We start from the raw sequence: 20,408 nt of genomic DNA, 5'->3' as shown, positions 1-20,408 counted from the left end.
ATGCGGCGGAGCAGGAACGGATGATCTTTTTCTGCACGGCGCGGGAATGGCGGTACGCGCCCGGCAAGCGGCCCGGAAAAGCGTCACAATGCGCGTTCGACACCCGATCTGGTGGAGGGGAACCATGAGCGATCCGATTCTCGCCGCGCCGGCTGACAACGGCGTGCCGGTCAGCCTGCGCTCCAGCCGCGGGCTCGGCTGGCGCGGCTTCGGCGCGTCGCTGCTGGAGATTCGCGCCGGTACGTACCGGATTCCGGCCACGGAACATCACCGCATCGGCGTGCATATCGGCTCGCCCGTGCGCGCGGATTGCGTGTGCGACGGCGAACGCGTGTCGCGCATCCAGGCCCACGGCGACATCGACGTGATTCCCGCCGGCCTGCCGGGCCAGTGGACCGACAGTGCCGACTGCCGGATCCTGCACGTCGCACTCAGCGACACGTTCGTGCGGCGCACGTTCGAGCAACTCGAGCTGAAGCCGTCGCAGGCGCAGATCCGTCGGCGGCTGCAGGTGCGCGATCCGCGCCTGCAGCACATCGCGTGGGCGATGGCCGCCGAACTCGAAGCGGAAGACGCGTCGGATCCGCTCTATGCGGAGAGCCTGTGCACGGCGCTCGTCGCGCGGCTGGCCGACAGCCAGCCGGTGTTTCGCGAGCGCCGGCGTATGCTTGCGCCGAAAGCGGCGGCGCGCGTGATCGACTATGTCGAGGCCAACCTCGAACGCCGCATGACGCTGGCCGAACTCGCGGCGCTCGTGTCGATCAGCGTGCCGCATTTCAAGGTGCTGTTTCGCGAGACGCTCGGGATGCCGGTGCATCAGTACGTGGTGCGGCGCCGGGTCGAGCGTGCGAAGGCGTTGCTGCTCGAAGGCCGGCTCAGCATCAGCCAGATCGCGCTCGAAGCCGGGTTCGCGCATCAGAGCCACATGGCGAACTGGATGAATCGCGTGCTGGGCGTGACGCCGACGGAGGTCGCGCGGTCCGGGGCGCGTGGCGGGCTGCGGCTCGCTTATGACGGCGAGGACCGTTGATCGACCGCTGTGCCGGATTGGACCGCGCGGGGGCCGACGATCGGCGAGCCCATGATCTGCCGGAGCAGGCGACGCGGCGGACACACTCGGCAACCGTGTAATTCGTCATCCGTTCCTGTTCCGATCATCCGTCCGTGCGCGTCACGTTGACTGCGAGCGCCGAGAATCACTGCACCATCATCCCCCGGGAGCGGATCGTGTTCGTGATCTTCGGAGCATCAGGCAACGTCGGACTGTCGACTGTAACGACCTTGCGCCAGGCAGGCCATCCCGTGCGCGCGGTGCTGCGCGACGCACGCCGGCGCGAACGCTTCGCGCAACTCGGCTGCGACGTCGCGATCGCCGATCTGACGGACGCCCGCGCGGTCGCCGCGGCGATCGATGGCGCGCAAGCCGTGCAGATGCTGTGCCCGGTGCCGATCGCCGACAGCGACCCGGCGGCAACGATGGAGCGGACGATCGACCTCGTGACCGGCGCGCTCGTCGCGAATCCGCCGCCGGCGCTGCTCGCGCTGTCGGACTATGGCGCCGAGCGCGACGGCAACACGGGCATCACGCGGCTCTTTCATCGTCTGGAGGAAAGGCTGAGGACGGTTCCGACGAGGCTCACGCTGCTGCGCTCGGCCGAACACCTGCAGAACTGGACCCGCGTGCTGCCCGTCGCACTCGCAACCGGCGTGCTGCCGAGCTTTCACCATCCGGTCGACAAGGTGTTTCCGACGGTCTGGGCGCCCGATGTCGGTGTCGCGGCGGCGCGGCTGCTGCTCGATTCCGCCGAAACCGGCAACCGGCCGCGTATCGTCAGCATCGAAGGGCCGCGGCGGGTGAGCGTGCGGGGCATCGCGGATACGCTCGGCGCGGTCGCGGACCACGAGATCGTCGCGCGCGAACTGCCGCGCGACGCATGGACCGCGACGCTGTTGCGCGCCGGGCTCAGCGAGCGTCATGCACAACTGATCGTTGATCTCTATGACGCGCACAACGCGGGGCAGATCGATGTCGAGGCCGGCGTGTCGGAGCGGGTGTATGGCGCGACGACACCGGCGGAGGCATTCGCCAAGCTGGTGCGCGAGCATGCGCGGTGAGCGACGCGGCGGCTGAAAGGGCGCGCGCCGCGCGTTACGCCTGCCGCCGCGCCCAGCTCGTCACCGCATACGCGATCGACCCGATCACGATCCCCCAGAACGCGGACCCGAGCCCGAGCCACGTCATCCCCGATGCGGTCGCGAGGAACGTGATCACCGATGCCTCGCGATGCGCCTCGTCCTCGAAGATCCCGTGCACGTTCGCGCCGATCGCACCGATCAGCGCGAGCCCCGCGAGGATCGCGACGAACGCCTTCGGCAGTGCAAAGAACAGCGTGACGATCGTCCCCGCGAAGAGCCCGCCGATCAGGTAGATCACGCCGTTCGCGATGCCCGCGATGTAGCGCCGGTCCGGATCCTCGTGCGAATCCTTGCCGGTGCACAGCGCCGCGGTGATCGCCGCGACGACGATCGTGATCCCGCCGAAGCACGCGACGACGAGCGACATCACGCTGGTTGCGGTGATGATCGGCCGCGCGGGCGTGTGATAGCCCGAGACGCGCAGGATCGTCATCCCCGGCAGGAACTGGCCGGTGAGACTGACGACGACGAGCGGCAGCGCGAGGCTGAGCGTGGTGCCGAGCGTCCATTCGGGCGCGATGAAGATCGGCCGCGCGATGCTCGGCGACACGTTGCCGAGATGCGCCATCCCAAGCAGCGTCGCGAGCGCGGCGCCCGTCAGCAGCACGAGCACGATGCTGTAGCGCGGCAGCAGGCGCTTGAAGATCACGTATGCCGCGATCATCCCGAACCCGAGCACCGGCTGCGCGGTCGCGGCGGAGAACGCATGCATGCCGAACGGCAGCAGGATCCCCGCCATCATCCCGCACGCGATGCCGCGCGGAATGTGGCGCACGAGCCGGTCGAAATAGCCGGTGATGCCGATCACGAGGATGATCAGCGCGGCCGTGATGTACGCGCCGACGGCCTGGCTCAGCGTCAGCTGCGGAAAGAGGCCGACGAGCAGCGCGGTGCCGGGCGCCGACCATGCGGTCACGATCGGCACCTTCAGTTTCCAGCTCGCGAAGAGGCCCGACACGCCCGCGCCGATCGAGATCGCCCAGACCCACGACGCCACCATCTCGTTGGAGACATGCGCGGCCTGCGACGCCTGAAAGAAGATCGCGAGCGGGCCCGCGTAGGAAATCAGCACCGCGAGAAAGCCCGCGGTCACCGCGGAGACGGACCAGTCGTTGCCGATCGAGCGGATCGCGCCGGGCGAGGTGTTCGGTTGCATTGTCGTAGGGGAGTGCGGCGCGCGGCCGGGCGGCTGAGCCGGGGCGAGTGATTGTCGGAGGCCCCGGACGATCCGTCATTCTGGGCATTGCCGCCGAAATTGGCAATTTGCCGATGCAGATCGATGTTGTCGGCTTTTCGTAAGAAATGCGCGTCGGGGCGGCCGTGCGGCATTGCGCGGGCGTCGTCGCATCGGGCGCCTTCACGGCGAAGCGCGACTCACTCAAGCACTACGTACTGATCTGAAGATACCCGTCGACGGCGGCGACCTTCGCACCACCGCCCGTCGACAGCGACGCCGTGCCCTGGTCGAACGGATGCACGGGCGTGTCGGTCGGCGTCCACGCATGGCGCGCCAGCAGTTCGCGATAGCCGCCGCGGATCACGAAGCCGCCGCATTTCTCCGCATACGCATCGCGCCGCATCCGGTACGCGCGCGGCAGGTCGTACCACGGCAGCGTCGGCAGGTCGTGATGCACGAGGTGATAGTTGTTGTTCAGGTACAGCAGCCGCATCGCGAAGCCGGCTTCGTTGATCGCGATGCGCGCCTTCGGGTGCCGCGCGGCGCGATGCTCGTACAGCGAACGGATCATCGCGAGCGACAGCGCGGGCCACGTGATGGCCAGCAGGTAGTACCACCACGGCACGCCGATTGCCCACTGCAGCCATGCGAGCAGCGCGACCACGCAGGCGGCGTGCGTGATCCACATCCGCAGATGGCGGAAGTCGCCGCGCCGGAACGCGGCGAATGCGTCGGCGAACATCGCGGCGACGCTCGTCGGCGGCCCGAACACGAGGCGTCCGGCGAAGGTGGTGCGCGCAACCGTCAGCGCGCGACGCCAGCGCAGCAGCTGCGCCCACCGCTCGCGCGACACGTAGTTCGTTTCCGGATCGACGCCCGGCACGGTCAGGTCCTCGTCGCCGTGATGGTCGAGGTGCGTGTCGCGATAGAGCGTGTACGGATACCAGATCGTCAGCGGCGGGTAGCCGAGCAGCCGGTTCACGAACGCGGAACGCGTCGGATGGCCGTGCAGCAGCTCGTGCTGCAGCGACAGGTGCCACGCGCCGAGCAGGATCAGCGGCGGCGTCGCGGCCGCGAGCGACAGGCGCTCGGCGCGTACGAGCAGCAGCACGGCGAGCCAGCCGCCGTAGATCGCGACGACCAGCAGCCACGTCGGCCACTCGGTGCGGGCTGTGAAGCGGGCGTTGAGTGCGGCGATCGCGCGCGCGTGGTCGACGTCGAAGTATTCGGCCATGGTGCTGGGGCGGGATGAAGCGGGTGATTCGGGTGCTATACGGGTAACGGGTAGCGGACGATCGCGCCGGCGTGGGCCGCGATGCTGTTGACAGACACGGGGCGCGGCGCGCGGTCGGCCGCTACAGCGGCTTGCGACGGTGTCGCGACACTGGAACGCTAACCGGCTCGCGTAGTCAGGCCAACCAAGCAATTCGCATTTGCTTATCGTTGCGCGGCAGATAAGCATTGACCGCCCCTGCGCATGCCGGACCGGCGCGAACCCCGGGCGAACGGGCTTTCTCCAACGCATCGCCGGTGCGTAGAATGCGCGAATGAGCCCATGGATCGCCGGACTGCCGATGTACAACGTGACGCCGCGCCACGCCGCACTGTGGCGCGCGTTGCTGCGTGACGCGCTCGATGCGTTCGCGCGTGCCGGCGGGCCTGCCGGCGTCGCGCTGCTCGACGAGCCGTTCGGGGATCTGCACGCGCTGTGGCACCGCAACGACTTGCTGTTGTCGCAGACATGCGGTTATCCATACCGGATGCTCGGATTGCGCGATGCCGTGCACCTGATCGCGACACCGGCATTCGATGCGCCCGGCTGCGACGGCGCGCGCTACAGCAGTGTGCTGGTGGTGTCGGCGCGCGTGCACGCAGGCGGCGCGACGACGCTGACTGCCTGTCGCGGATTGCGGGCAGCATTCAACGGCGCGGATTCACACAGCGGGATGAACGCGTTCCGGCATGCGGTCGCGCCGCATGCGCATGACGGGCGTTTCTTCAGTTCGGCCGTGTCGTTCGGCTCGCACCTGAACGTGCTGCGCGCGCTGGCGGCAGGCGTTGCCGATTGCGCGGCGATCGACTGCGTGACGTTCGCGTATGTGCGTGATGCACTGCCCGAGTTGTTGAACGACGTCCGGATCATCGGCATGACGGCGTCGGCGCCGGGCTTGCCGTTGATTGCGTCGAAGGCGCTGGACGCAACGCTGGCAGGCGCGTTGCAGGATGCGCTCGATCGCGCGGTCTCGGTCGATCCGGCGCGGGCGAACGCACTGCGGCTGAAGGGTTTCGAGCGTCTGCCGCCGAGTGCCTACGACACGATTGCCCGGCTCGCGCGGGACGCGGCCGCGCACGGGTATCCCGAGCTGGTGTGAGTGCAGCGTCCGCGCGACGGTGGCTAGAACGGCAAGGTGCCGGGCGGCGCGTTGCGTACCACGGCGAGCGTCGTGCCGATATGATCCTCGAGCGCGAGTGCCGCGCGCGCATCGGCGCGGCGCATCGCGGCCTCGAACAGGCATGTGTGCTCCGCATGCACGTCGCGCTTCGAATCGCCGAGCCCGATGCACACGCGCCGATAGCGTTCGCTTTGCTGCGACAGCATGCGCAGGATCAGGTACGTCCAGGGCGTCGCGGCCGCCGAAATCAGCGCTTCGTGAAAGCGCCGGTTGCACGCTTCCCATGCGGCGCGGTTTTCGATGGACACCGGCTGCTCCCAGGCCGACAGCATGTCGAAACTCTGCCGCACGCGTTGCGCCCATGCGTCGTCGCCGCGCCGCACGGAGTCGCGCAGCGCATCGACCTCGATATGAATGCGCAGCCGCGTGATGGCTTCGAGATCGTCGACCGACATCGGCGTCACGCGAAACCCGCGCTGCCCTTCGGCGACGACCAGCGCATCGCTGACGAGCCGCGTGAGCGCCTCGCGCAGCGTGCCCGCGCCGACGCCGTACACGTCCTTCAGATGCTCGACGCGCAGCTTCGTGCCGGGCGGGTGATGTCCCTCGATGATGTGTTGCCGGAGCTGGTGATAAGCATGCTCGCTGAGCGTGCGGGCATGCGGCTCGGCGGCGTCGGCGTCGGCCGGCTCGTGCGCCGGCGGCGGGTCGTCGAACGGATGGGCGGGCAGGATGGTGTTCATGTCACGCGTCCTCCTGATCCTGTTTGCGGTTGAGCCGATAGCTGAGTTGCGCGCGCGTCAGGCCGAGCAGGCGCGCGGCGGCCGACAGGTTGCCGTTCGCGCGGTCGACGGCCTCGTGCAGCAGCGCCCGCTCGAGGCCGTCGAGTCCGCCGCCGCCCTGCAACTGGTCGAGGATGGCGCCGCAGTCGATCGACATCGCGGCCGCCGGCCGGATCTGCCCGGCCCGATCGACCGTCGCGCCACCGGGCGCGCCGACGCCGGGGAACAGGTCCTTCGCGTCGACCGGACGGTTCGGGCGCGACAGGATCACCGCGCGCTCGATCAGGTTCTCGAGCTCGCGCACGTTGCCGGGCCAGCGGTAGCCGCGCAGCGTGTCGTAGGCGTAGTCGGTCAGCGTCGGCGCCGGCTTGCCGTGCACGGCCGCGAAGCGTTCGAGCATTGCGTCGGCGAGCGGCGCGATGTCGTCCTGCCGGTCGCGCAGCGGCGGAATCAGCACGGGGTAGACGTTGATCCGGTAATAGAGATCGGCGCGAAAGGTGCCGTCGCGCACGGCCTGCTCGAGATCGCGGTTGGTCGCCGCGACGACGCGGACATCCACCTTCCTGCCGTCGGTCGCGCCGAGCCGCTCGACCTCGCCCTCCTGAAGCACGCGCAGCAGCTTTGCCTGTACGTCGAGCGGCAGCTCGCCGATCTCGTCGAGAAACAGCGTGCCGCCGTCCGCGCGCTCGAAGCGGCCGGCGCGCGCGGCTTGCGAGCCCGTGAACGCGCCTTTCTCCGCACCGAACAGTTCGGACTCGATCAGCGCATGCGGAATGGCCGCGCAGTTGATCGCGACGAACGGCTTCTGCGCGCGCGGGCTGAGGCCGTGCAGCGCACGCGCGAAGCGTTCCTTGCCGACGCCCGTTTCGCCGGTGAGCAGCACGGCGACCTTGGTCGGCGCGGCCGTTTCAAGCAGCGCATAGGCTGCACGAAATGCGTCGGAACGCCCGACGAGCCGGGTCCGGCTGTCGTCCGGCGCGATCTCGAGGCGCAGCGATTCGACTTCGGTCTGCAGGTCGCGGATCGTGTTGATCAGCGAGTCGGCCTTGAACCACGAGGAGATCTCGTCGGCATCCGGCCATTCCTCGGCTGGCTTGCCGACGATCGTGCAGTGCGGGTCGTGCATGCCGACGCAGGCCGTTTCCTTGAACAGGATCGTCCGGCCGATGAACGCGCTGGTGTAGCCCGTCGCATAGCCGATCAGCATCCAGCAGACGGGTTCGGGCTGCGGCCCGAACGTGCGGCGGTGCACGTCGGCCTCCCATGAATGTTCCCAGCGGTACTCACAATAGAACGCGCCCGTCGCGGGATCGGCCTCGAAGCGCAACGGCGTGACCTGAACGGCGCCTTCGAGCATGTGCAGTTGCGGGCCGACATGGAACATGTCGAACAACGACGCGCCGCTGCGAATTTCGCGGGCGAGTGCGGCGTCCCGTTCTCCGGCGGCGAAGCCGACCCGCGTGAAGAAGCGTCGCGTCTGTGCCGGTCCGACGCTTTCCATCAGTTCCTGGCGCAGCGTCGCCAGTGCGCCGGCATGCAGCAGCACCATCCGCTGACCGGCCAGCCAGATGCGACCGTCGCTCGCCGAAAAATGGATCAGCTTGCGCAGGTCGGTGTCCGGCGGCAATGGGGGCAGGCTGGGCCGCATCGTGTCTCCTCCGTCGAGATTTCTCGTGATTTTCAAGGTTTTCGCCAGCGGCGCCGCGGCGGGCGGATCGATTTGATCATTTCGTCAAATGCGTTCGACGGTGTTGCTCAAATGATGAAAAGCGCCACCGGATATGGGTTCAGGCGCGGTCGCCGGCGAGCGATTTCCGTTCTGGTTAACCGCCATTGTGGATCGCGAATTTGAACTTCGCGTCAGGGCTTTCCCTCAATTATCGAGATTTTTTGAGCGCGTGCCCGCACGTGGCACGGATGCTGCATTGAAGTGCGGCATGGAGGCGACACCGATCATGAATCAGCACCCGACCGATCTTTCCCCGCTCGACCCTGGCCGCAAGTGTGCGCGCGTGACCGGCATGAACGTGCGCGGCTTCGTCGAATTCGAGTTTTCGCTCGGCGGCGCGCCGGATCTGTTCGTCGAGCTGACGTTGTCTCCTGCCGCCTTCGACGCGTTCTGCCGCGAACAGCAGGTGACGCGGCTCGACGTCGAAGCGAACCCATGACCTTGAGGAGCAAGAAGTGACCATCGAGCTGAAGACAGTCGACATCAAGCCGCTCCGGCACACCTTCGCGCATGTCGCGCAGAACATCGGCGGCGACAAGACGGCGACGCGCTACCAGGAAGGCATGATGGGCGCGCAGCCCCAGGCGAACTTCCATTACCGGCCGACCTGGGACCCGGACCACGAGATCTTCGATCCGTCGCGTTCGGCGATCCGGATGGCGAACTGGTACGCATTGAAGGATCCGCGCCAGTTCTACTACGCGTCGTGGGCGACGACGCGCGCGCGCCAGCAGGACGCGATGGAGTCGAACTTCGAGTTCGTCGAATCGCGCCGGATGATTGGCCTGATGCGCGACGACGTGGCCGCACAGGCGCTCGACGTGCTGGTGCCGCTGCGCCATGCCGCGTGGGGCGCGAACATGAACAACGCGCAGATCTGCGCGCTCGGCTACGGTACCGCGTTCACCGCGCCCGCGATGTTCCATGCGATGGACAACCTCGGCGTCGCGCAGTACCTGACGCGCCTCGCGCTCGCGATGGCCGAGCCCGACGTGCTCGATGCGGCCAAGGCCAGCTGGACGAACGACGCCGCATGGCAGCCGCTGCGCCGCTATGTGGAGGACACGCTGGTCGTGGCCGACCCGGTCGAGCTTTTCGTTGCGCAGAACCTCGCGCTCGACGGCCTGCTGTATCCGCTCGTCTACGACCGCTTCATCGACGAACGGATCGCGCTCGCGGGCGGCTCGGCGGTCGCGATGCTCACCGCGTTCATGCCGGAATGGCACGCCGAATCGAATCGCTGGATCGACGCGGTGGTGAAGACCATGGCCGCCGAATCCGACGACAACCGCGCGCTGCTCGCCCGCTGGACCCGAGACTGGTCCGCACGGGCCGACGCGGCGCTCGCACCGGTCGCGGCGCGCGCGTTGCAGGATGCCGGCCGGGCGGCGCTCGACGAAGTGCGCGAGCAGTTTCAAGCACGCGTCGCAAAGCTCGGCCTCGCGCTCTGACGCCGCGCATATCCCCTCAATCCAAGGAAAGCCAGCATGTCGAACGTATTCATCGCCTTTCAGACAAATGAGGACTCCAGACCGATCGTCGACGCGATCGTCGCCGACAACCCGCACGCGGTGGTGGTCGAGTCGCCCGGGATGGTCAAGATCGACGCACCGGACCGGCTGACGATCCGCCGCGAAACGATCGAGGAACTGACCGGCACGCGCTTCGACCTGCAGCAGCTGCAGGTGAACCTGATCACGCTGTCCGGCCACATCGACGAAGACGACGACCAGTTCACGCTGAGCTGGTCGCACTGAACGCCGCGCAACACGCACCGACAACACCGGAGACACGAATGGACACGCCAACGCTCAAGAAAAAGCTCGGCCTGAAGGACCGCTACGCGGCGATGACGCGCGGCCTCGGCTGGGAAACGACCTACCAGCCGATGGACAAGGTCTTCCCGTACGACCGTTACGAAGGCATCAAGATCCACGACTGGGACAAGTGGGTCGACCCGTTCCGCCTGACGATGGATGCGTACTGGAAATACCAGGGCGAGAAGGAGAAGAAGCTGTACGCGGTGCTCGATGCGTTCACGCAGAACAACGCGTTCCTCGGCGTGACCGACGCGCGCTACATCAACGCGCTGAAGCTGTTCATCCAGGGCGTGACGCCGCTTGAATATCTCGCGCATCGCGGTTTCGCGCACGTCGGCCGGCACTTCACCGGCGAGGGCGCGCGCATCGCGTGCCAGATGCAGTCGATCGACGAGCTGCGGCACTACCAGACCGAAACGCACGCGATGTCGACGTACAACAAGTTCTTCAACGGCTTCCATCATTCGAACCACTGGTTCGACCGAGTCTGGTACCTGTCGGTGCCGAAGTCGTTCTTCGAGGACGCGTATTCGTCGGGGCCGTTCGAGTTCCTGACGGCGGTCAGCTTCTCGTTCGAATACGTGCTGACGAACCTGCTGTTCGTGCCGTTCATGTCGGGCGCCGCGTACAACGGCGACATGTCCACCGTCACGTTCGGCTTTTCCGCGCAGTCGGACGAATCGCGTCACATGACGCTCGGCATCGAGTGCATCAAGTTCCTGCTCGAGCAGGACCCGGACAACGTGCCGATCGTGCAGCGCTGGATCGACAAGTGGTTCTGGCGCGGCTACCGGCTGCTCACGCTGGTCGCGATGATGATGGACTACATGCAGCCGAAGCGCGTGATGAGCTGGCGCGAGTCGTGGGAGATGTACGCGGAGCAGAACGGCGGCGCGCTGTTCAAGGATCTCGCGCGCTACGGCATTCGCGAGCCGAAGGGCTGGCAGGACGCGTGCGAAGGCAAGGATCACATCAGCCACCAGGCATGGTCGACATTCTACGGCTTCAACGCGGCGTCGGCGTTCCACACGTGGGTGCCGACCGAGGACGAGATGGCGTGGCTGTCCGCGAAGTATCCCGACTCGTTCGACCGCTATTACCGCCCGCGCTTCGACTACTGGGGAGAGCAGGCGAAGGCCGGCAACCGCTTCTACATGAAGACGCTGCCGATGCTGTGCCAGACCTGCCAGATCCCGATGCTGTTCACCGAGCCCGGCAACCCGACGAAGATCGGCGCGCGCGAGTCGAACTACCTCGGCAACAAGTTCCATTTCTGCAGCGATCACTGCAAGGAAATCTTCGACCACGAGCCGCAGAAGTACGTGCAGGCGTGGTTGCCCGTGCACCAGATCTATAAGGGCAATTGCTTCCCGCCCGATGCGGACCCGAGCGCGGAAGGCTTCGATCCGCTCGCCGCGGTGCTCGATTACTACGAAGTGCAGATGGGCCGCGACAACCTCGATTTCGACGGCTCGGAAGACCAGAAGAACTTCGCGGCCTGGCGCGGCCAGGCCACGAGCAACTGATCGATACACAACCTTGAACGAGACCGGCGTACGCGCGAATGCGCAAACGCCGGCCGACAGGAGACAAGCATGACCGTCATCGCGCTCAAACCCTACGACTTCCCGGTGAAGGACGCGGTCGAGAAGTTTCCGGCGCCGCTGCTCTACGTGTGCTGGGAAGACCACCTGATGTTCCCGGCGCCGTTCTGCCTGCCGCTGCCGCCCGACATGCCGTTCGGCGCGCTCGCGCGCGACGTGCTGCCACCCATCTACGGCTATCACCCCGACTTCGCGAAGATCGACTGGGGCCGCGTCGAGTGGTTTCGCTCTGGTGAGCCGTGGACGCCCGACGCAGCGAAGAGCCTGGCCGACAACGGCCTCGGGCACAAGGACCTGATCAGCTTCCGCACGCCGGGCCTCGACGGCCTCGGCGGCGCGAGCTTCTGACCGCCACGCGGACGAGCGAACCATCATGAGCCACCAACTTACCATCGAGCCGCTGGGCGTCACGATCGAGGTCGAGGAAGGACAGACGATGCTCGATGCCGCGCTGCGCCAGGGCATCTACATTCCGCATGCGTGTTGTCACGGCCTGTGCGGCACCTGCAAGGTCGCGGTGCTCGACGGCGAGACCGATCTCGGCGACGCGAACCCGTTCGCGCTGATGGATTTCGAGCGCGAGGAAGGCAAGGCGCTCGCGTGCTGCGCGACGCTGCAGGCCGACACCGTGATCGAGGCCGACGTCGACGAGGAACCGGACGCGGAAATCATTCCGGTCAAGGACTTCGCGGCTGAAGTGACGCGCATCGAGCAGCTCACGCCGACCATCAAGTCGATCCGACTGAAGCTGTCGCAGCCGATGCATTTCCAGGCGGGCCAGTACGTGCAGCTGGAGATTCCCGGTCTCGGGCAGAGCCGCGCGTTCTCGATCGCGAACGCGCCGGCCGACGTCGCGGCCACCGGCGAGATCGAGCTGAACGTGCGGCAGGTACCGGGCGGGCTTGGCACCGGCTACCTGCACGAGCAGTTGGCCACCGGCGACCGCATGCGGCTGTCGGGCCCGTACGGGCGCTTCTTCGTGCGTCGCTCGGCTGCGCGGCCGATGATCTTCATGGCTGGCGGATCGGGGTTGTCGAGCCCGCGCTCGATGATCGCGGACCTGCTCGCCAGCGGCGTCACCGCGCCGATCACGCTGGTCTACGGCCAGCGCAACGCGAAGGAGCTGTACTACCACGACGAATTCCGCACGCTCGCCGAACGCCACCCGAACTTCACGTACGTGCCGGCGCTGTCCGAAGGCGCGCCGGATGCCGGCGGCGACGTCGCGCAAGGGTTCGTGCACGACGTCGCGAAGGCGCATTTCGACGGCGACTTCTCGGGGCACCAGGCCTACCTGTGCGGCCCGCCCGCGATGATCGACGCGTGCATCACGACGCTGATGCAGGGGCGCCTGTTCGAGCGCGACATCTATCACGAGAAGTTCATCTCGGCGGCCGACGCGCAACAGACGCGCAGCCCGCTGTTCCGGCGGGTGTGACATGGATGCGGGTCGCGTATGCGGGACGGTCAGGATCGCGCAGACCGACGAGCGCTATGCGTGCGTGTCGGGCGAGTCGTTGCTGGCCGGCATGGCGAAGCTCGGCCGGCGCGGCATTCCGGTCGGCTGCCTGAACGGCGGGTGCGGCGTGTGCAAGGTGCGCGTGCTGCGCGGCGCGGTGCGCAAGCTCGGGCCGGTCAGCCGCGCACACGTCAGCGCCGAAGAGGAGAACGACGGCTATGCGCTCGCGTGCCGTGTGGTGCCGGACGGCGACGTGGAACTCGAGGTGGCCGGCCGGTTGAAAAAGCCGTTCTTCTGCGGCGCGGCCCGTGCCGGCGCGCCGACGATCGACAAGTAACCAGGAAACCAGGAGGAGACACATCATGGGTGTGATGCGTATTGGTCATGTCAGTCTGAAGGTGATGGACATGGAAGCGGCGCTGCGTCATTACGTGCGCGTGCTCGGCATGCAGGAGACGATGCGCGACGCGGCGGGCAACGTCTATCTGAAATGCTGGGACGAATGGGACAAGTATTCGCTGATCCTGTCGCCGTCCGATCAGGCGGGGCTCAAGCACGCCGCGTACAAGGTCGAGCACGACGCCGACCTGGACGCGTTGCAGCAGCGTATCGAGGCATACGGGATCGCGACCGAGATGCTGCCCGAAGGCGCGCTGCCGGCCATCGGCCGTCAATTGCGGTTCCTGCTGCCGAGCGGGCACGAACTGCGGCTGTTCGCGAAGAAGGAGCTGGTGGGCACCGCGGTCGGCTCGCTGAACCCTGATCCGTGGCCCGACGATGTTCCGGGCTCGGCCGTGCACTGGCTCGACCACTGCCTGCTGATGTGCGAACTGAACCCCGAAACCGGCGTGAACCGTGTCGAGGAGAACACGCGCTTCATGGCCGAGTGTCTCGACTTCCATCTGGCGGAACAGGTGATGGTCGGCCCCGGCAACACGATCCGGGCCGCGACGTGGATGTTCCGCAGCACGACGCCGCACGACATCGCGTTCGTCGGCGGCCCGAGCAACGGCCTGCATCACATCGCGTTCTTCCTCGACGACTGGGCCGACGTGCTGAAGTCGGCCGACGTCATGGCGAAGAACAAGGTGAAGATCGACGTCGCGCCGACGCGGCACGGCATCACGCGCGGCACCACCATCTATTTCTTCGATCCGAGCGGCAACCGCAACGAGACGTTCGCGGGGCTGGGTTATCTCGCGCAACCCGATCGCCCGGTCACGACGTGGACCGAGGAGGAGCTCGGGCGCGGGATCTTCTTCCACTCCGGCGAGCTGAACGAAGCGTTCACGACCGTCTACACCTGAGCTGCAAGGAGCCCAGCGTCATGGATCGAAACGACACGAACCGCAGCATCGACACGCGCGCGATCGACTGGCCCGCCGCGGCGCGCGCGGCGCAGGCGGCGGCCGAGGCCGCCGAACGGCTCGGCGTGCGCGTCAACGTCGCGGTCGTCGATGCGGCCGGACTGCTCGCGGCATTCGTCCGCATGCCCGGCGCACCGCTGCATTCGATCGATATCGCGATCGACAAGGCGTACACGGCCGCGAGCTTCGGTTTGCCCACCGGCGCGTGGCACGCCGTATTGGCGTCGCACTCGGACGCGGTGCGGCAAGGCCTCGTGCTGCGGCCGCGCTTCGTCGCATTCGGCGGCGGGTTGCCGATCGTCGAAGACGGCGCGTTGATCGGCGGCATCGGCGTATCGGGCGGCAGCGAGGCGCAGGACGAGCAATGCGCGAGCGCGGGGCTCGACGCGGCCGGCTTCGGCGGGCCATGACGCACGGCACGCAAACGCGCTCCACGAACCCACGGATTCACGACTATCGGCACACACATCATGTACGACACCGAACCCATCGCCGCGACACGCGGCCCCGCCGGCGGGCAGCCGGAACCGCGGCTCGTCCGCAACTTCATCGACGGCGACTATCGCGCGGGCGAACGCTGGTTCGACAAGCGCTCGCCGCTCGACAACGCGGTGATCGCGCGCGTCGCCGAAGCGAGCCGCGCGGATGTCGACGCGGCGGTACAGGCCGCACGCGCGGCGCTGGCCGGCCCGTGGGGCGGCCTGACCGTCGCGCAGCGCGTCGAGCGCCTGTATGCGGTGGCCGACGGCATCACGCGCCGCTTCGACGATTTCCTCGAAGCCGAAGTGGCCGACACCGGCAAGCCGGTGAGCCTCGCGAGCCATATCGACATCCCGCGCGGCGCCGCGAACTTCAAGGTGTTCGCCGACGTGGTGAAGAACGTGCCCGGCGAAACCTTCGAGATGGCGACGCCGGACGGCGCGGGCGCGCTCAACTACGCGATCCGCCGGCCGGTCGGCGTGGTCGGCGTGATCTGCCCGTGGAATCTGCCGCTGCTGCTGATGACGTGGAAGGTCGGGCCCGCGCTCGCGTGCGGCAACACGGTGGTCGTGAAGCCGTCGGAGGAGACACCGCAGACGGCCGCGCTGCTCGGCGAGGTGATGAACGCGGCCGGCGTGCCGCGCGGCGTCTACAACGTCGTGCACGGCTTCGGGCCCGGCTCGGCCGGCGAATTCCTGACGACCCATCCGGGTGTGAACGCGATCACGTTCACCGGCGAGACGCGCACCGGCGCGGCGATCATGAAAGCAGCGGCTGACGGCGCGCGGCCCGTCAGCCTCGAGATGGGCGGCAAGAACGCGGCGATCGTGTTCGCCGATTGCGATTTCGATGCAGCCGTCGAGGGCACGCTGCGCTCGTGCTTCGCGAACGCGGGGCAGGTTTGCCTCGGCACCGAGCGTGTGTATGTCGAGCGTCCGCTGTTCGAGCGTTTCGTCGCCGCGCTGAAGGCCGGTGCCGAACGGCTGCGGCCCGGCCGCCCGGAAGCGGAGTCGACCGGCCTCGGCCCGCTGATCAGCCAGGAGCATCGCGACAAGGTGCTGTCGTATTACCGCAAGGCGGCCGAACTCGGCGCGACGGTCGTGACGGGTGGTGGCGTGCCCGACATGCCGGAGGACCTGCGCGGCGGCGCGTGGGTGCAGCCGACGATCTGGACCGGCCTCGGCGACGATTCGCCGATCGCGCGCGACGAGATCTTCGGGCCGTGCACGCTCGTGATGCCGTTCGATTCCGAAGCCGAGGTCATCGGCCGCGCGAACGCGAATGCGTACGGGCTGTCGACCGCGATCTGGACGACCAACCTGTCGCGCGCGCACCGCGTCGCGGCGTCGATCGACGTCGGCATCGCGTGGGTCAATTCATGGTTCCTCCGTGACCTGCGTACCGCGTTCGGCGGCGCGAAGCAATCGGGCATCGGCCGCGAGGGCGGCGTGCATTCGCTCGAGTTCTACACGGAGCTCCGCAACGTCTGCATCAAGCTCTGACCTTCTGTTAATGACCGGAAAACTCTTATGGACTCCACGTTGATTACCACGCTGGGCGACCGGCTGTACGACGCGATGACGTCGCGCGAGCCCATCGCGCCGCTGACGTCGCAGCACGAGGACCTGTCGGTCGACGACGCGTACCGGATCCAGCAGCGCTTCGTCCAGCGCCGCCTGGATGCCGGCGAGACCGTCATCGGCAAGAAGATCGGCGTCACATCGAAGGCGGTGATGGACATGCTCGGCGTCTACCAGCCCGACTTCGGCTACCTGCTGTCGGGCATGGTGTACGGCGAGGGCGAATGCATCGCGCTCGACACGCTGATCCAGCCGAAGGCCGAAGGCGAGATCGCGTTCGTGCTGAAGCGCGACCTGCTCGGCCCGGGCGTGACGAACGCGATGGTGCTCGCCGCGACCGAGTGCGTGATGCCGTGCTTCGAGATCGTCGACTCGCGCATCCGCGACTGGAAGATCCGCATCGGCGACACGGTGGCCGACAACGCGTCGTGCGGCGTGTTCGTGCTCGGCGACCGGGCGGTGAGCACGCGCAGCGTCGATCTGTCGACCTGCGGCATGGTGCTCGAGAAGAACGGCGACGTGATCGGCACCGGCGCCGGCGCGGCCGCGCTCGGCTCGCCGGTCAATGCCGTCGCATGGCTCGCCAACACGCTCGGCCGCCTCGGCATCCCGCTGAAGGCCGGCGAAGTGATTCTGTCCGGCGCGCTCGCAGCGATGGCGCCGGTCGGGCGCGGCGACAACTTCCGCGTGTCGATCGGCGGGATCGGCGCGTGTTCGGTGCGGTTCGCGTGAGCGCCGCCCGTTCCCCTTTCCACGCAAACGAGGAATCCCCCATGACCCGAAAGATCCGTTGCGCGCTGATCGGTCCCGGCAACATCGGCACCGACCTGCTCGCCAAACTGATGCGCAGCCCCGTGCTCGAACCCGTGTGGATGGTCGGCATCGATCCCGATTCCGATGGCCTGAAGCGCGCGCGCGAACTCGGCCTCAAGACCACCTCGGACGGCGTCGACGGCCTGCTGCCGCATGTGCAGGCCGACGGCGTGCAGATCGCGTTCGACGCGACGAGCGCATACGTCCACGCGGAAAACAGCCGCAAGCTGAACGCGCTCGGCGTGCTGATGATCGACCTGACGCCGGCCGCGATCGGCCCGTACTGCGTGCCGCCCGTCAACCTGAAGGATCACATCGGCTCCGGCGAGATGAACGTGAACATGGTCACGTGCGGCGGCCAGGCGACGATTCCGATGGTGCGGGCGATCTCCCGCGTGCAGCCGGTCGCGTACGGCGAGATCGTCGCGACCGTGTCGTCGCGCTCGGTCGGCCCCGGCACCCGCAAGAACATCGACGAATTCACGCGCACCACGGCCGCGGCCGTCGCGCAGGTCGGCGGCGCGAACCAGGGCAAGGCGATCATCGTGATCAACCCGGCCGACCCGCCGCTGATCATGCGCGACACCGTGCACTGCCTGACCGAAACCGCGCCCGACGAAGCGCGCATCGTCGAATCGGTGCACGCGATGATCGCCGACGTGCAGCGCTATGTGCCCGGCTACCGGCTCGTCAACGGGCCGGTGTTCGACGGCAACCGCGTGTCGGTCTATCTCGAGGTCGAAGGTCTCGGCGACTACCTGCCGAAATACGCGGGCAACCTCGACATCATGACGGCCGCCGCTGCGCGCACCGCCGAGATGTTCGCCGAGGAACTGCTGGCCGGCCGCCTCACGCTGGCATCGGCCGCCCAGGCGGCCTGACGCCGGCAGACGCGACTTCCACGACCGGACGAAAGGAACGGAAATGAATCTCAAAGGCAAACGAATCACCGTCCACGACATGACGCTGCGTGACGGCATGCACCCGAAGCGTCACCAGATGACGCTCGACCAGATGCGCTCGATCGCGAGCGGGCTCGACGCGGCCGGCGTGCCGCTGATCGAAGTCACGCACGGCGACGGCCTCGGCGGCTCGTCGGTCAACTACGGCTTTCCCGCGCATACCGACGCGGAATACCTCGGCGCGGTGATCCCGCTGCTCAAGCGCGCGAAGGTGTCGGCGCTGCTGCTGCCGGGCATCGGCACCGTCGACCACCTGAAAGAGGCGCACGCGCTCGGCGTGCATACGATTCGCGTCGCGACGCACTGCACCGAGGCGGACGTCTCCGAGCAGCACATCGCGATGGCGCGCAAGCTCGACATGGATACCGTCGGCTTCCTGATGATGAGCCACATGAACAGCCCCGATGGGCTGGTGAAGCAGGCGAAGCTGATGGAGTCGTACGGCGCGAACTGCATCTACATCACCGATTCGGCCGGCTACATGCTGCCCGACGACGTGAAGGCCCGCCTGGCAGCCGTGCGCGACGCGCTGATGCCTGAAACGGAACTGGGTTTCCACGGCCACCACAACCTCGCGATGGGCGTCGCGAACTCGATCGCCGCGATCGAGGCCGGGGCGAACCGGATCGACGGCGCGGCGGCGGGGCTCGGCGCCGGCGCCGGCAACACGCCGCTGGAAGTGTTCGTCGCCGTCTGCGAGCGGATGGGCATCGAGACCGGCATCGACGTGTGGAAGATCCAGGACGTCGCCGAGGATCTCGTCGTGCCGATGATGGACTTCCCGATCCGCATCGACCGCGACGCGCTGACGCTCGGCTATGCGGGCGTGTACGGCTCGTTCCTGCTGTTCGCGAAGCGCGCGGGCGAGAAGTACGGGATTCCGGCGCGCGACATCCTCGTCGAGCTCGGCCGGCGCGGCATGGTCGGCGGGCAGGAGGACATGATCGAGGACACCGCGCTGACGCTCGCGAAGGCGCGCGCGGCGCAACCGAAGCGGGAGGCCGCATGAATCTGACGACCGACACGATCGAGTCGCTGGCCGCGCATCTCGACGACTGCATGCGCGAGGCGCGCGACACGCCGAAGATCACCGACCGTCATCCGGAGATGGACTGGGACGACGCGTACGCGGTGCAGGATGCGATCCGCCGCCGGCAGCTTGCGCGCGGCGCGCGGATCGTCGGCTACAAGGCCGGCCTGACATCGCACGCGAAGATGCGGCAGATGGGGGTGGACACGCCCGTGTTCGGCTTCCTGACCGACGTTCATGACCTGCCCGACGGCGGCGAGTGCGATACGTCCGCGCTGATTCATCCGAAGGTGGAGCCGGAGATCGCATTCGTGACGAAGGCCGAACTGAAGGGGCCGGGCTGCCATGTCGGCGCGGTACTCGCCGCGACGGACTTCGTCGTCGCCGGGATCGAGGTGATCGACAGCCGCTACCGCGACTTCAAGTTCGACCTGAAGAGCGTGGTGGCCGACAACACGTCGGCCGCGCGCTTCGTCGCGGGCGGACGGCCGCTGGCTGTGGACGGCGTCGACCTGCGCACGCTCGGCATCGTGCTCGAGAAGAACGGGCTGCCGGTAGCGTTCGGCGCCGGTGCGGCCGTGCTCGGGCATCCGGCCGCCGCGATCGCGATGCTCGCGAATCACCTAGGGGCGCGCGGCGAATCGATTCCGGCGGGCAGCCTGATCCTGTCGGGCGGCATCACGGAGGCGGTGGCCGTCGCGGCCGGCGACAACGTGACGCTGCGCGTGCAGGACATCGGGTCGGTCGGCCTGCGATTCATCTGAACGTTCCGAACGCAAAGGGAGGCCATCGTGCCGGTAGCACATCTGTACATCCTGGAAGGCCGCGACGACGACAAGAAGGAACGCCTGATCGCCGAAGTCACGGAAGCCATCCATCGCTCGCTCGACGCACCGCTCGAATCGGTGCGCGTGATCATCACCGAGATGCCGAAGGCGCACTTCGGGATCGGCGGTCAGAGCGCGAAGAAGCGCGGGCGCTGACGCGCCGCGCACCATCGAAAATCGACTGGAGGA

22 protein-coding genes are annotated in these 20,408 nt (G+C 67.5%); 18 read left to right on the top strand and 4 right to left on the bottom strand.

The genetic code is table 11. The features are described from left to right. Positions 1 to 124: 124 nt before the first annotated feature. Both WS66_RS11900 and WS66_RS11895 read left to right on the top strand, forming a co-directional pair. Complete coding sequence (locus WS66_RS11900; RefSeq protein WP_059604896.1) at positions 125 to 1,030, top strand: AraC family transcriptional regulator; 906 nt, start codon at positions 125 to 127, stop codon at positions 1,028 to 1,030. Positions 1,031 to 1,227: 197 nt separating this feature from the next. Next, positions 1,228 to 2,115, top strand: coding sequence for an NAD(P)H-binding protein (locus WS66_RS11895; protein ID WP_059605187.1), 888 nt, complete (start codon positions 1,228 to 1,230; stop codon positions 2,113 to 2,115). 34 nt (positions 2,116 to 2,149) lie between these two features. Here the strand turns inward: WS66_RS11895 and WS66_RS11890 are convergent, their stop codons facing one another. Both WS66_RS11890 and WS66_RS11885 read right to left on the bottom strand, forming a co-directional pair. Continuing rightward, positions 2,150 to 3,352 carry a benzoate/H(+) symporter BenE family transporter gene (locus WS66_RS11890; RefSeq protein WP_059604899.1) on the bottom strand — a complete coding sequence of 401 codons (1,203 nt, stop codon included), beginning with the start codon at positions 3,350 to 3,352 and terminating at the stop codon, positions 2,150 to 2,152. Positions 3,353 to 3,581: 229 nt separating this feature from the next. Continuing rightward, on the bottom strand, positions 3,582 to 4,607 hold the full coding sequence (locus tag WS66_RS11885) for a fatty acid desaturase (RefSeq protein ID WP_059604902.1): 1,026 nt from the start codon (positions 4,605 to 4,607) through the stop codon (positions 3,582 to 3,584). A gap of 313 nt (positions 4,608 to 4,920) precedes the next feature. Here WS66_RS11885 and WS66_RS11880 point away from each other — a divergent pair, with 313 nt between their 5' ends. Then, entirely contained in the window at positions 4,921 to 5,745 is an 825-nt protein-coding gene (locus tag WS66_RS11880; protein WP_059604905.1) for a phosphate/phosphite/phosphonate ABC transporter substrate-binding protein, read from the top strand. Between the two features lie 23 nt (positions 5,746 to 5,768). Here the strand turns inward: WS66_RS11880 and WS66_RS11875 are convergent, their stop codons facing one another. Beyond that, positions 5,769 to 6,509, bottom strand: coding sequence for a GntR family transcriptional regulator (locus WS66_RS11875; protein WP_059604908.1), 741 nt, complete (start codon positions 6,507 to 6,509; stop codon positions 5,769 to 5,771). Between the two features lies 1 nt (position 6,510). Continuing rightward, on the bottom strand, positions 6,511 to 8,196 hold the full coding sequence (locus WS66_RS11870) for a sigma-54-dependent Fis family transcriptional regulator (RefSeq protein ID WP_059604911.1): 1,686 nt from the start codon (positions 8,194 to 8,196) through the stop codon (positions 6,511 to 6,513). A 133-nt stretch (positions 8,197 to 8,329) separates the two neighbouring features. Between WS66_RS11870 and WS66_RS34385 the strand changes: the two genes are divergently transcribed. The 15 genes from WS66_RS34385 (at position 8,330) to WS66_RS11795 (ending at position 20,375) form a co-directional block, all read left to right on the top strand. Further along, entirely contained in the window at positions 8,330 to 8,716 is a 387-nt protein-coding gene (locus WS66_RS34385) for a phenol hydroxylase subunit (protein ID WP_236872900.1), read from the top strand. Between the two features lie 16 nt (positions 8,717 to 8,732). Then, positions 8,733 to 9,728 (top strand): phenol hydroxylase, encoded by a 996-nt coding sequence (locus WS66_RS11860; RefSeq protein WP_059604917.1) that lies wholly within the window; start codon positions 8,733 to 8,735, stop codon positions 9,726 to 9,728. A 36-nt stretch (positions 9,729 to 9,764) separates the two neighbouring features. Beyond that, positions 9,765 to 10,034: an MmoB/DmpM family protein gene (locus WS66_RS11855; protein ID WP_059604920.1), complete on the top strand. Its 270-nt coding sequence runs from the start codon at positions 9,765 to 9,767 to the stop codon at positions 10,032 to 10,034. A gap of 38 nt (positions 10,035 to 10,072) precedes the next feature. Further along, positions 10,073 to 11,623: an aromatic/alkene/methane monooxygenase hydroxylase/oxygenase subunit alpha gene (locus WS66_RS11850; RefSeq protein ID WP_059604923.1), complete on the top strand. Its 1,551-nt coding sequence runs from the start codon at positions 10,073 to 10,075 to the stop codon at positions 11,621 to 11,623. 69 nt (positions 11,624 to 11,692) lie between these two features. Beyond that, on the top strand, positions 11,693 to 12,049 hold the full coding sequence (locus WS66_RS11845; protein WP_059604926.1) for a phenol hydroxylase subunit P4: 357 nt from the start codon (positions 11,693 to 11,695) through the stop codon (positions 12,047 to 12,049). A gap of 25 nt (positions 12,050 to 12,074) precedes the next feature. Beyond that, on the top strand, positions 12,075 to 13,139 hold the full coding sequence (locus WS66_RS11840; protein WP_059604928.1) for an NADH:ubiquinone reductase (Na(+)-transporting) subunit F: 1,065 nt from the start codon (positions 12,075 to 12,077) through the stop codon (positions 13,137 to 13,139). Position 13,140: 1 nt separating this feature from the next. Beyond that, entirely contained in the window at positions 13,141 to 13,497 is a 357-nt protein-coding gene (locus WS66_RS11835) for a 2Fe-2S iron-sulfur cluster-binding protein (RefSeq protein ID WP_059604931.1), read from the top strand. Between the two features lie 25 nt (positions 13,498 to 13,522). Continuing rightward, positions 13,523 to 14,467 carry a catechol 2,3-dioxygenase gene (locus WS66_RS11830; RefSeq protein WP_059604934.1) on the top strand — a complete coding sequence of 315 codons (945 nt, stop codon included), beginning with the start codon at positions 13,523 to 13,525 and terminating at the stop codon, positions 14,465 to 14,467. 20 nt (positions 14,468 to 14,487) lie between these two features. Further along, positions 14,488 to 14,937 carry a GlcG/HbpS family heme-binding protein gene (locus WS66_RS11825; RefSeq protein WP_059604937.1) on the top strand — a complete coding sequence of 150 codons (450 nt, stop codon included), beginning with the start codon at positions 14,488 to 14,490 and terminating at the stop codon, positions 14,935 to 14,937. Between the two features lie 60 nt (positions 14,938 to 14,997). Further along, positions 14,998 to 16,509, top strand: a complete 1,512-nt coding sequence (locus WS66_RS11820; protein WP_059604940.1) for a 2-hydroxymuconic semialdehyde dehydrogenase — start codon at positions 14,998 to 15,000, stop codon at positions 16,507 to 16,509. Between the two features lie 27 nt (positions 16,510 to 16,536). Next, a complete protein-coding gene (gene dmpE / locus WS66_RS11815) occupies positions 16,537 to 17,319 on the top strand; it encodes a 2-oxopent-4-enoate hydratase (RefSeq protein ID WP_059604944.1) in 783 nt (260 codons plus the stop codon). A gap of 41 nt (positions 17,320 to 17,360) precedes the next feature. Further along, positions 17,361 to 18,281: an acetaldehyde dehydrogenase (acetylating) gene (locus tag WS66_RS11810; protein ID WP_059604948.1), complete on the top strand. Its 921-nt coding sequence runs from the start codon at positions 17,361 to 17,363 to the stop codon at positions 18,279 to 18,281. A 43-nt stretch (positions 18,282 to 18,324) separates the two neighbouring features. Continuing rightward, positions 18,325 to 19,371 (top strand): 4-hydroxy-2-oxovalerate aldolase, encoded by a 1,047-nt coding sequence (gene dmpG, locus WS66_RS11805; protein ID WP_059604951.1) that lies wholly within the window; start codon positions 18,325 to 18,327, stop codon positions 19,369 to 19,371. After that, positions 19,368 to 20,156: a 2-oxo-3-hexenedioate decarboxylase gene (gene dmpH, locus WS66_RS11800; protein ID WP_059604954.1), complete on the top strand. Its 789-nt coding sequence runs from the start codon at positions 19,368 to 19,370 to the stop codon at positions 20,154 to 20,156. Before dmpG ends, dmpH begins: the two co-directional genes overlap by 4 nt. A 27-nt stretch (positions 20,157 to 20,183) precedes the next feature. Then, on the top strand, positions 20,184 to 20,375 hold the full coding sequence (locus WS66_RS11795) for a 2-hydroxymuconate tautomerase (RefSeq protein ID WP_044845485.1): 192 nt from the start codon (positions 20,184 to 20,186) through the stop codon (positions 20,373 to 20,375). Positions 20,376 to 20,408: the final 33 nt, after the last annotated feature.

The organism is Burkholderia sp. LA-2-3-30-S1-D2, assembly GCF_001523915.2.
GTDB classification, from domain to species: domain Bacteria; phylum Pseudomonadota; class Gammaproteobacteria; order Burkholderiales; family Burkholderiaceae; genus Burkholderia; species Burkholderia diffusa.
Note: the sequence above shows the minus strand (reverse complement) of the source record. Positions and strands in the feature narration are given on the sequence as shown.

Coding starts and splice junctions, on each gene's coding strand:
- WS66_RS11900 (WP_059604896.1), top strand. CDS start 125: ATGAGCGATCCGATTCTCGCCGCGCCGGCTGACAACGGCGTGCCGGTC.
- WS66_RS11890 (WP_059604899.1), bottom strand. CDS start 3,352: ATGCAACCGAACACCTCGCCCGGCGCGATCCGCTCGATCGGCAACGAC.
- WS66_RS11885 (WP_059604902.1), bottom strand. CDS start 4,607: ATGGCCGAATACTTCGACGTCGACCACGCGCGCGCGATCGCCGCACTC.
- WS66_RS11880 (WP_059604905.1), top strand. CDS start 4,921: ATGAGCCCATGGATCGCCGGACTGCCGATGTACAACGTGACGCCGCGC.
- WS66_RS11875 (WP_059604908.1), bottom strand. CDS start 6,509: ATGAACACCATCCTGCCCGCCCATCCGTTCGACGACCCGCCGCCGGCG.
- WS66_RS11870 (WP_059604911.1), bottom strand. CDS start 8,196: ATGCGGCCCAGCCTGCCCCCATTGCCGCCGGACACCGACCTGCGCAAG.
- WS66_RS34385 (WP_236872900.1), top strand. CDS start 8,330: ATGGGTTCAGGCGCGGTCGCCGGCGAGCGATTTCCGTTCTGGTTAACC.
- WS66_RS11855 (WP_059604920.1), top strand. CDS start 9,765: ATGTCGAACGTATTCATCGCCTTTCAGACAAATGAGGACTCCAGACCG.
- WS66_RS11850 (WP_059604923.1), top strand. CDS start 10,073: ATGGACACGCCAACGCTCAAGAAAAAGCTCGGCCTGAAGGACCGCTAC.
- WS66_RS11845 (WP_059604926.1), top strand. CDS start 11,693: ATGACCGTCATCGCGCTCAAACCCTACGACTTCCCGGTGAAGGACGCG.
- WS66_RS11840 (WP_059604928.1), top strand. CDS start 12,075: ATGAGCCACCAACTTACCATCGAGCCGCTGGGCGTCACGATCGAGGTC.
- WS66_RS11835 (WP_059604931.1), top strand. CDS start 13,141: ATGGATGCGGGTCGCGTATGCGGGACGGTCAGGATCGCGCAGACCGAC.
- WS66_RS11830 (WP_059604934.1), top strand. CDS start 13,523: ATGGGTGTGATGCGTATTGGTCATGTCAGTCTGAAGGTGATGGACATG.
- WS66_RS11825 (WP_059604937.1), top strand. CDS start 14,488: ATGGATCGAAACGACACGAACCGCAGCATCGACACGCGCGCGATCGAC.
- WS66_RS11820 (WP_059604940.1), top strand. CDS start 14,998: ATGTACGACACCGAACCCATCGCCGCGACACGCGGCCCCGCCGGCGGG.
- dmpE (WP_059604944.1), top strand. CDS start 16,537: ATGGACTCCACGTTGATTACCACGCTGGGCGACCGGCTGTACGACGCG.
- WS66_RS11810 (WP_059604948.1), top strand. CDS start 17,361: ATGACCCGAAAGATCCGTTGCGCGCTGATCGGTCCCGGCAACATCGGC.
- dmpG (WP_059604951.1), top strand. CDS start 18,325: ATGAATCTCAAAGGCAAACGAATCACCGTCCACGACATGACGCTGCGT.
- dmpH (WP_059604954.1), top strand. CDS start 19,368: ATGAATCTGACGACCGACACGATCGAGTCGCTGGCCGCGCATCTCGAC.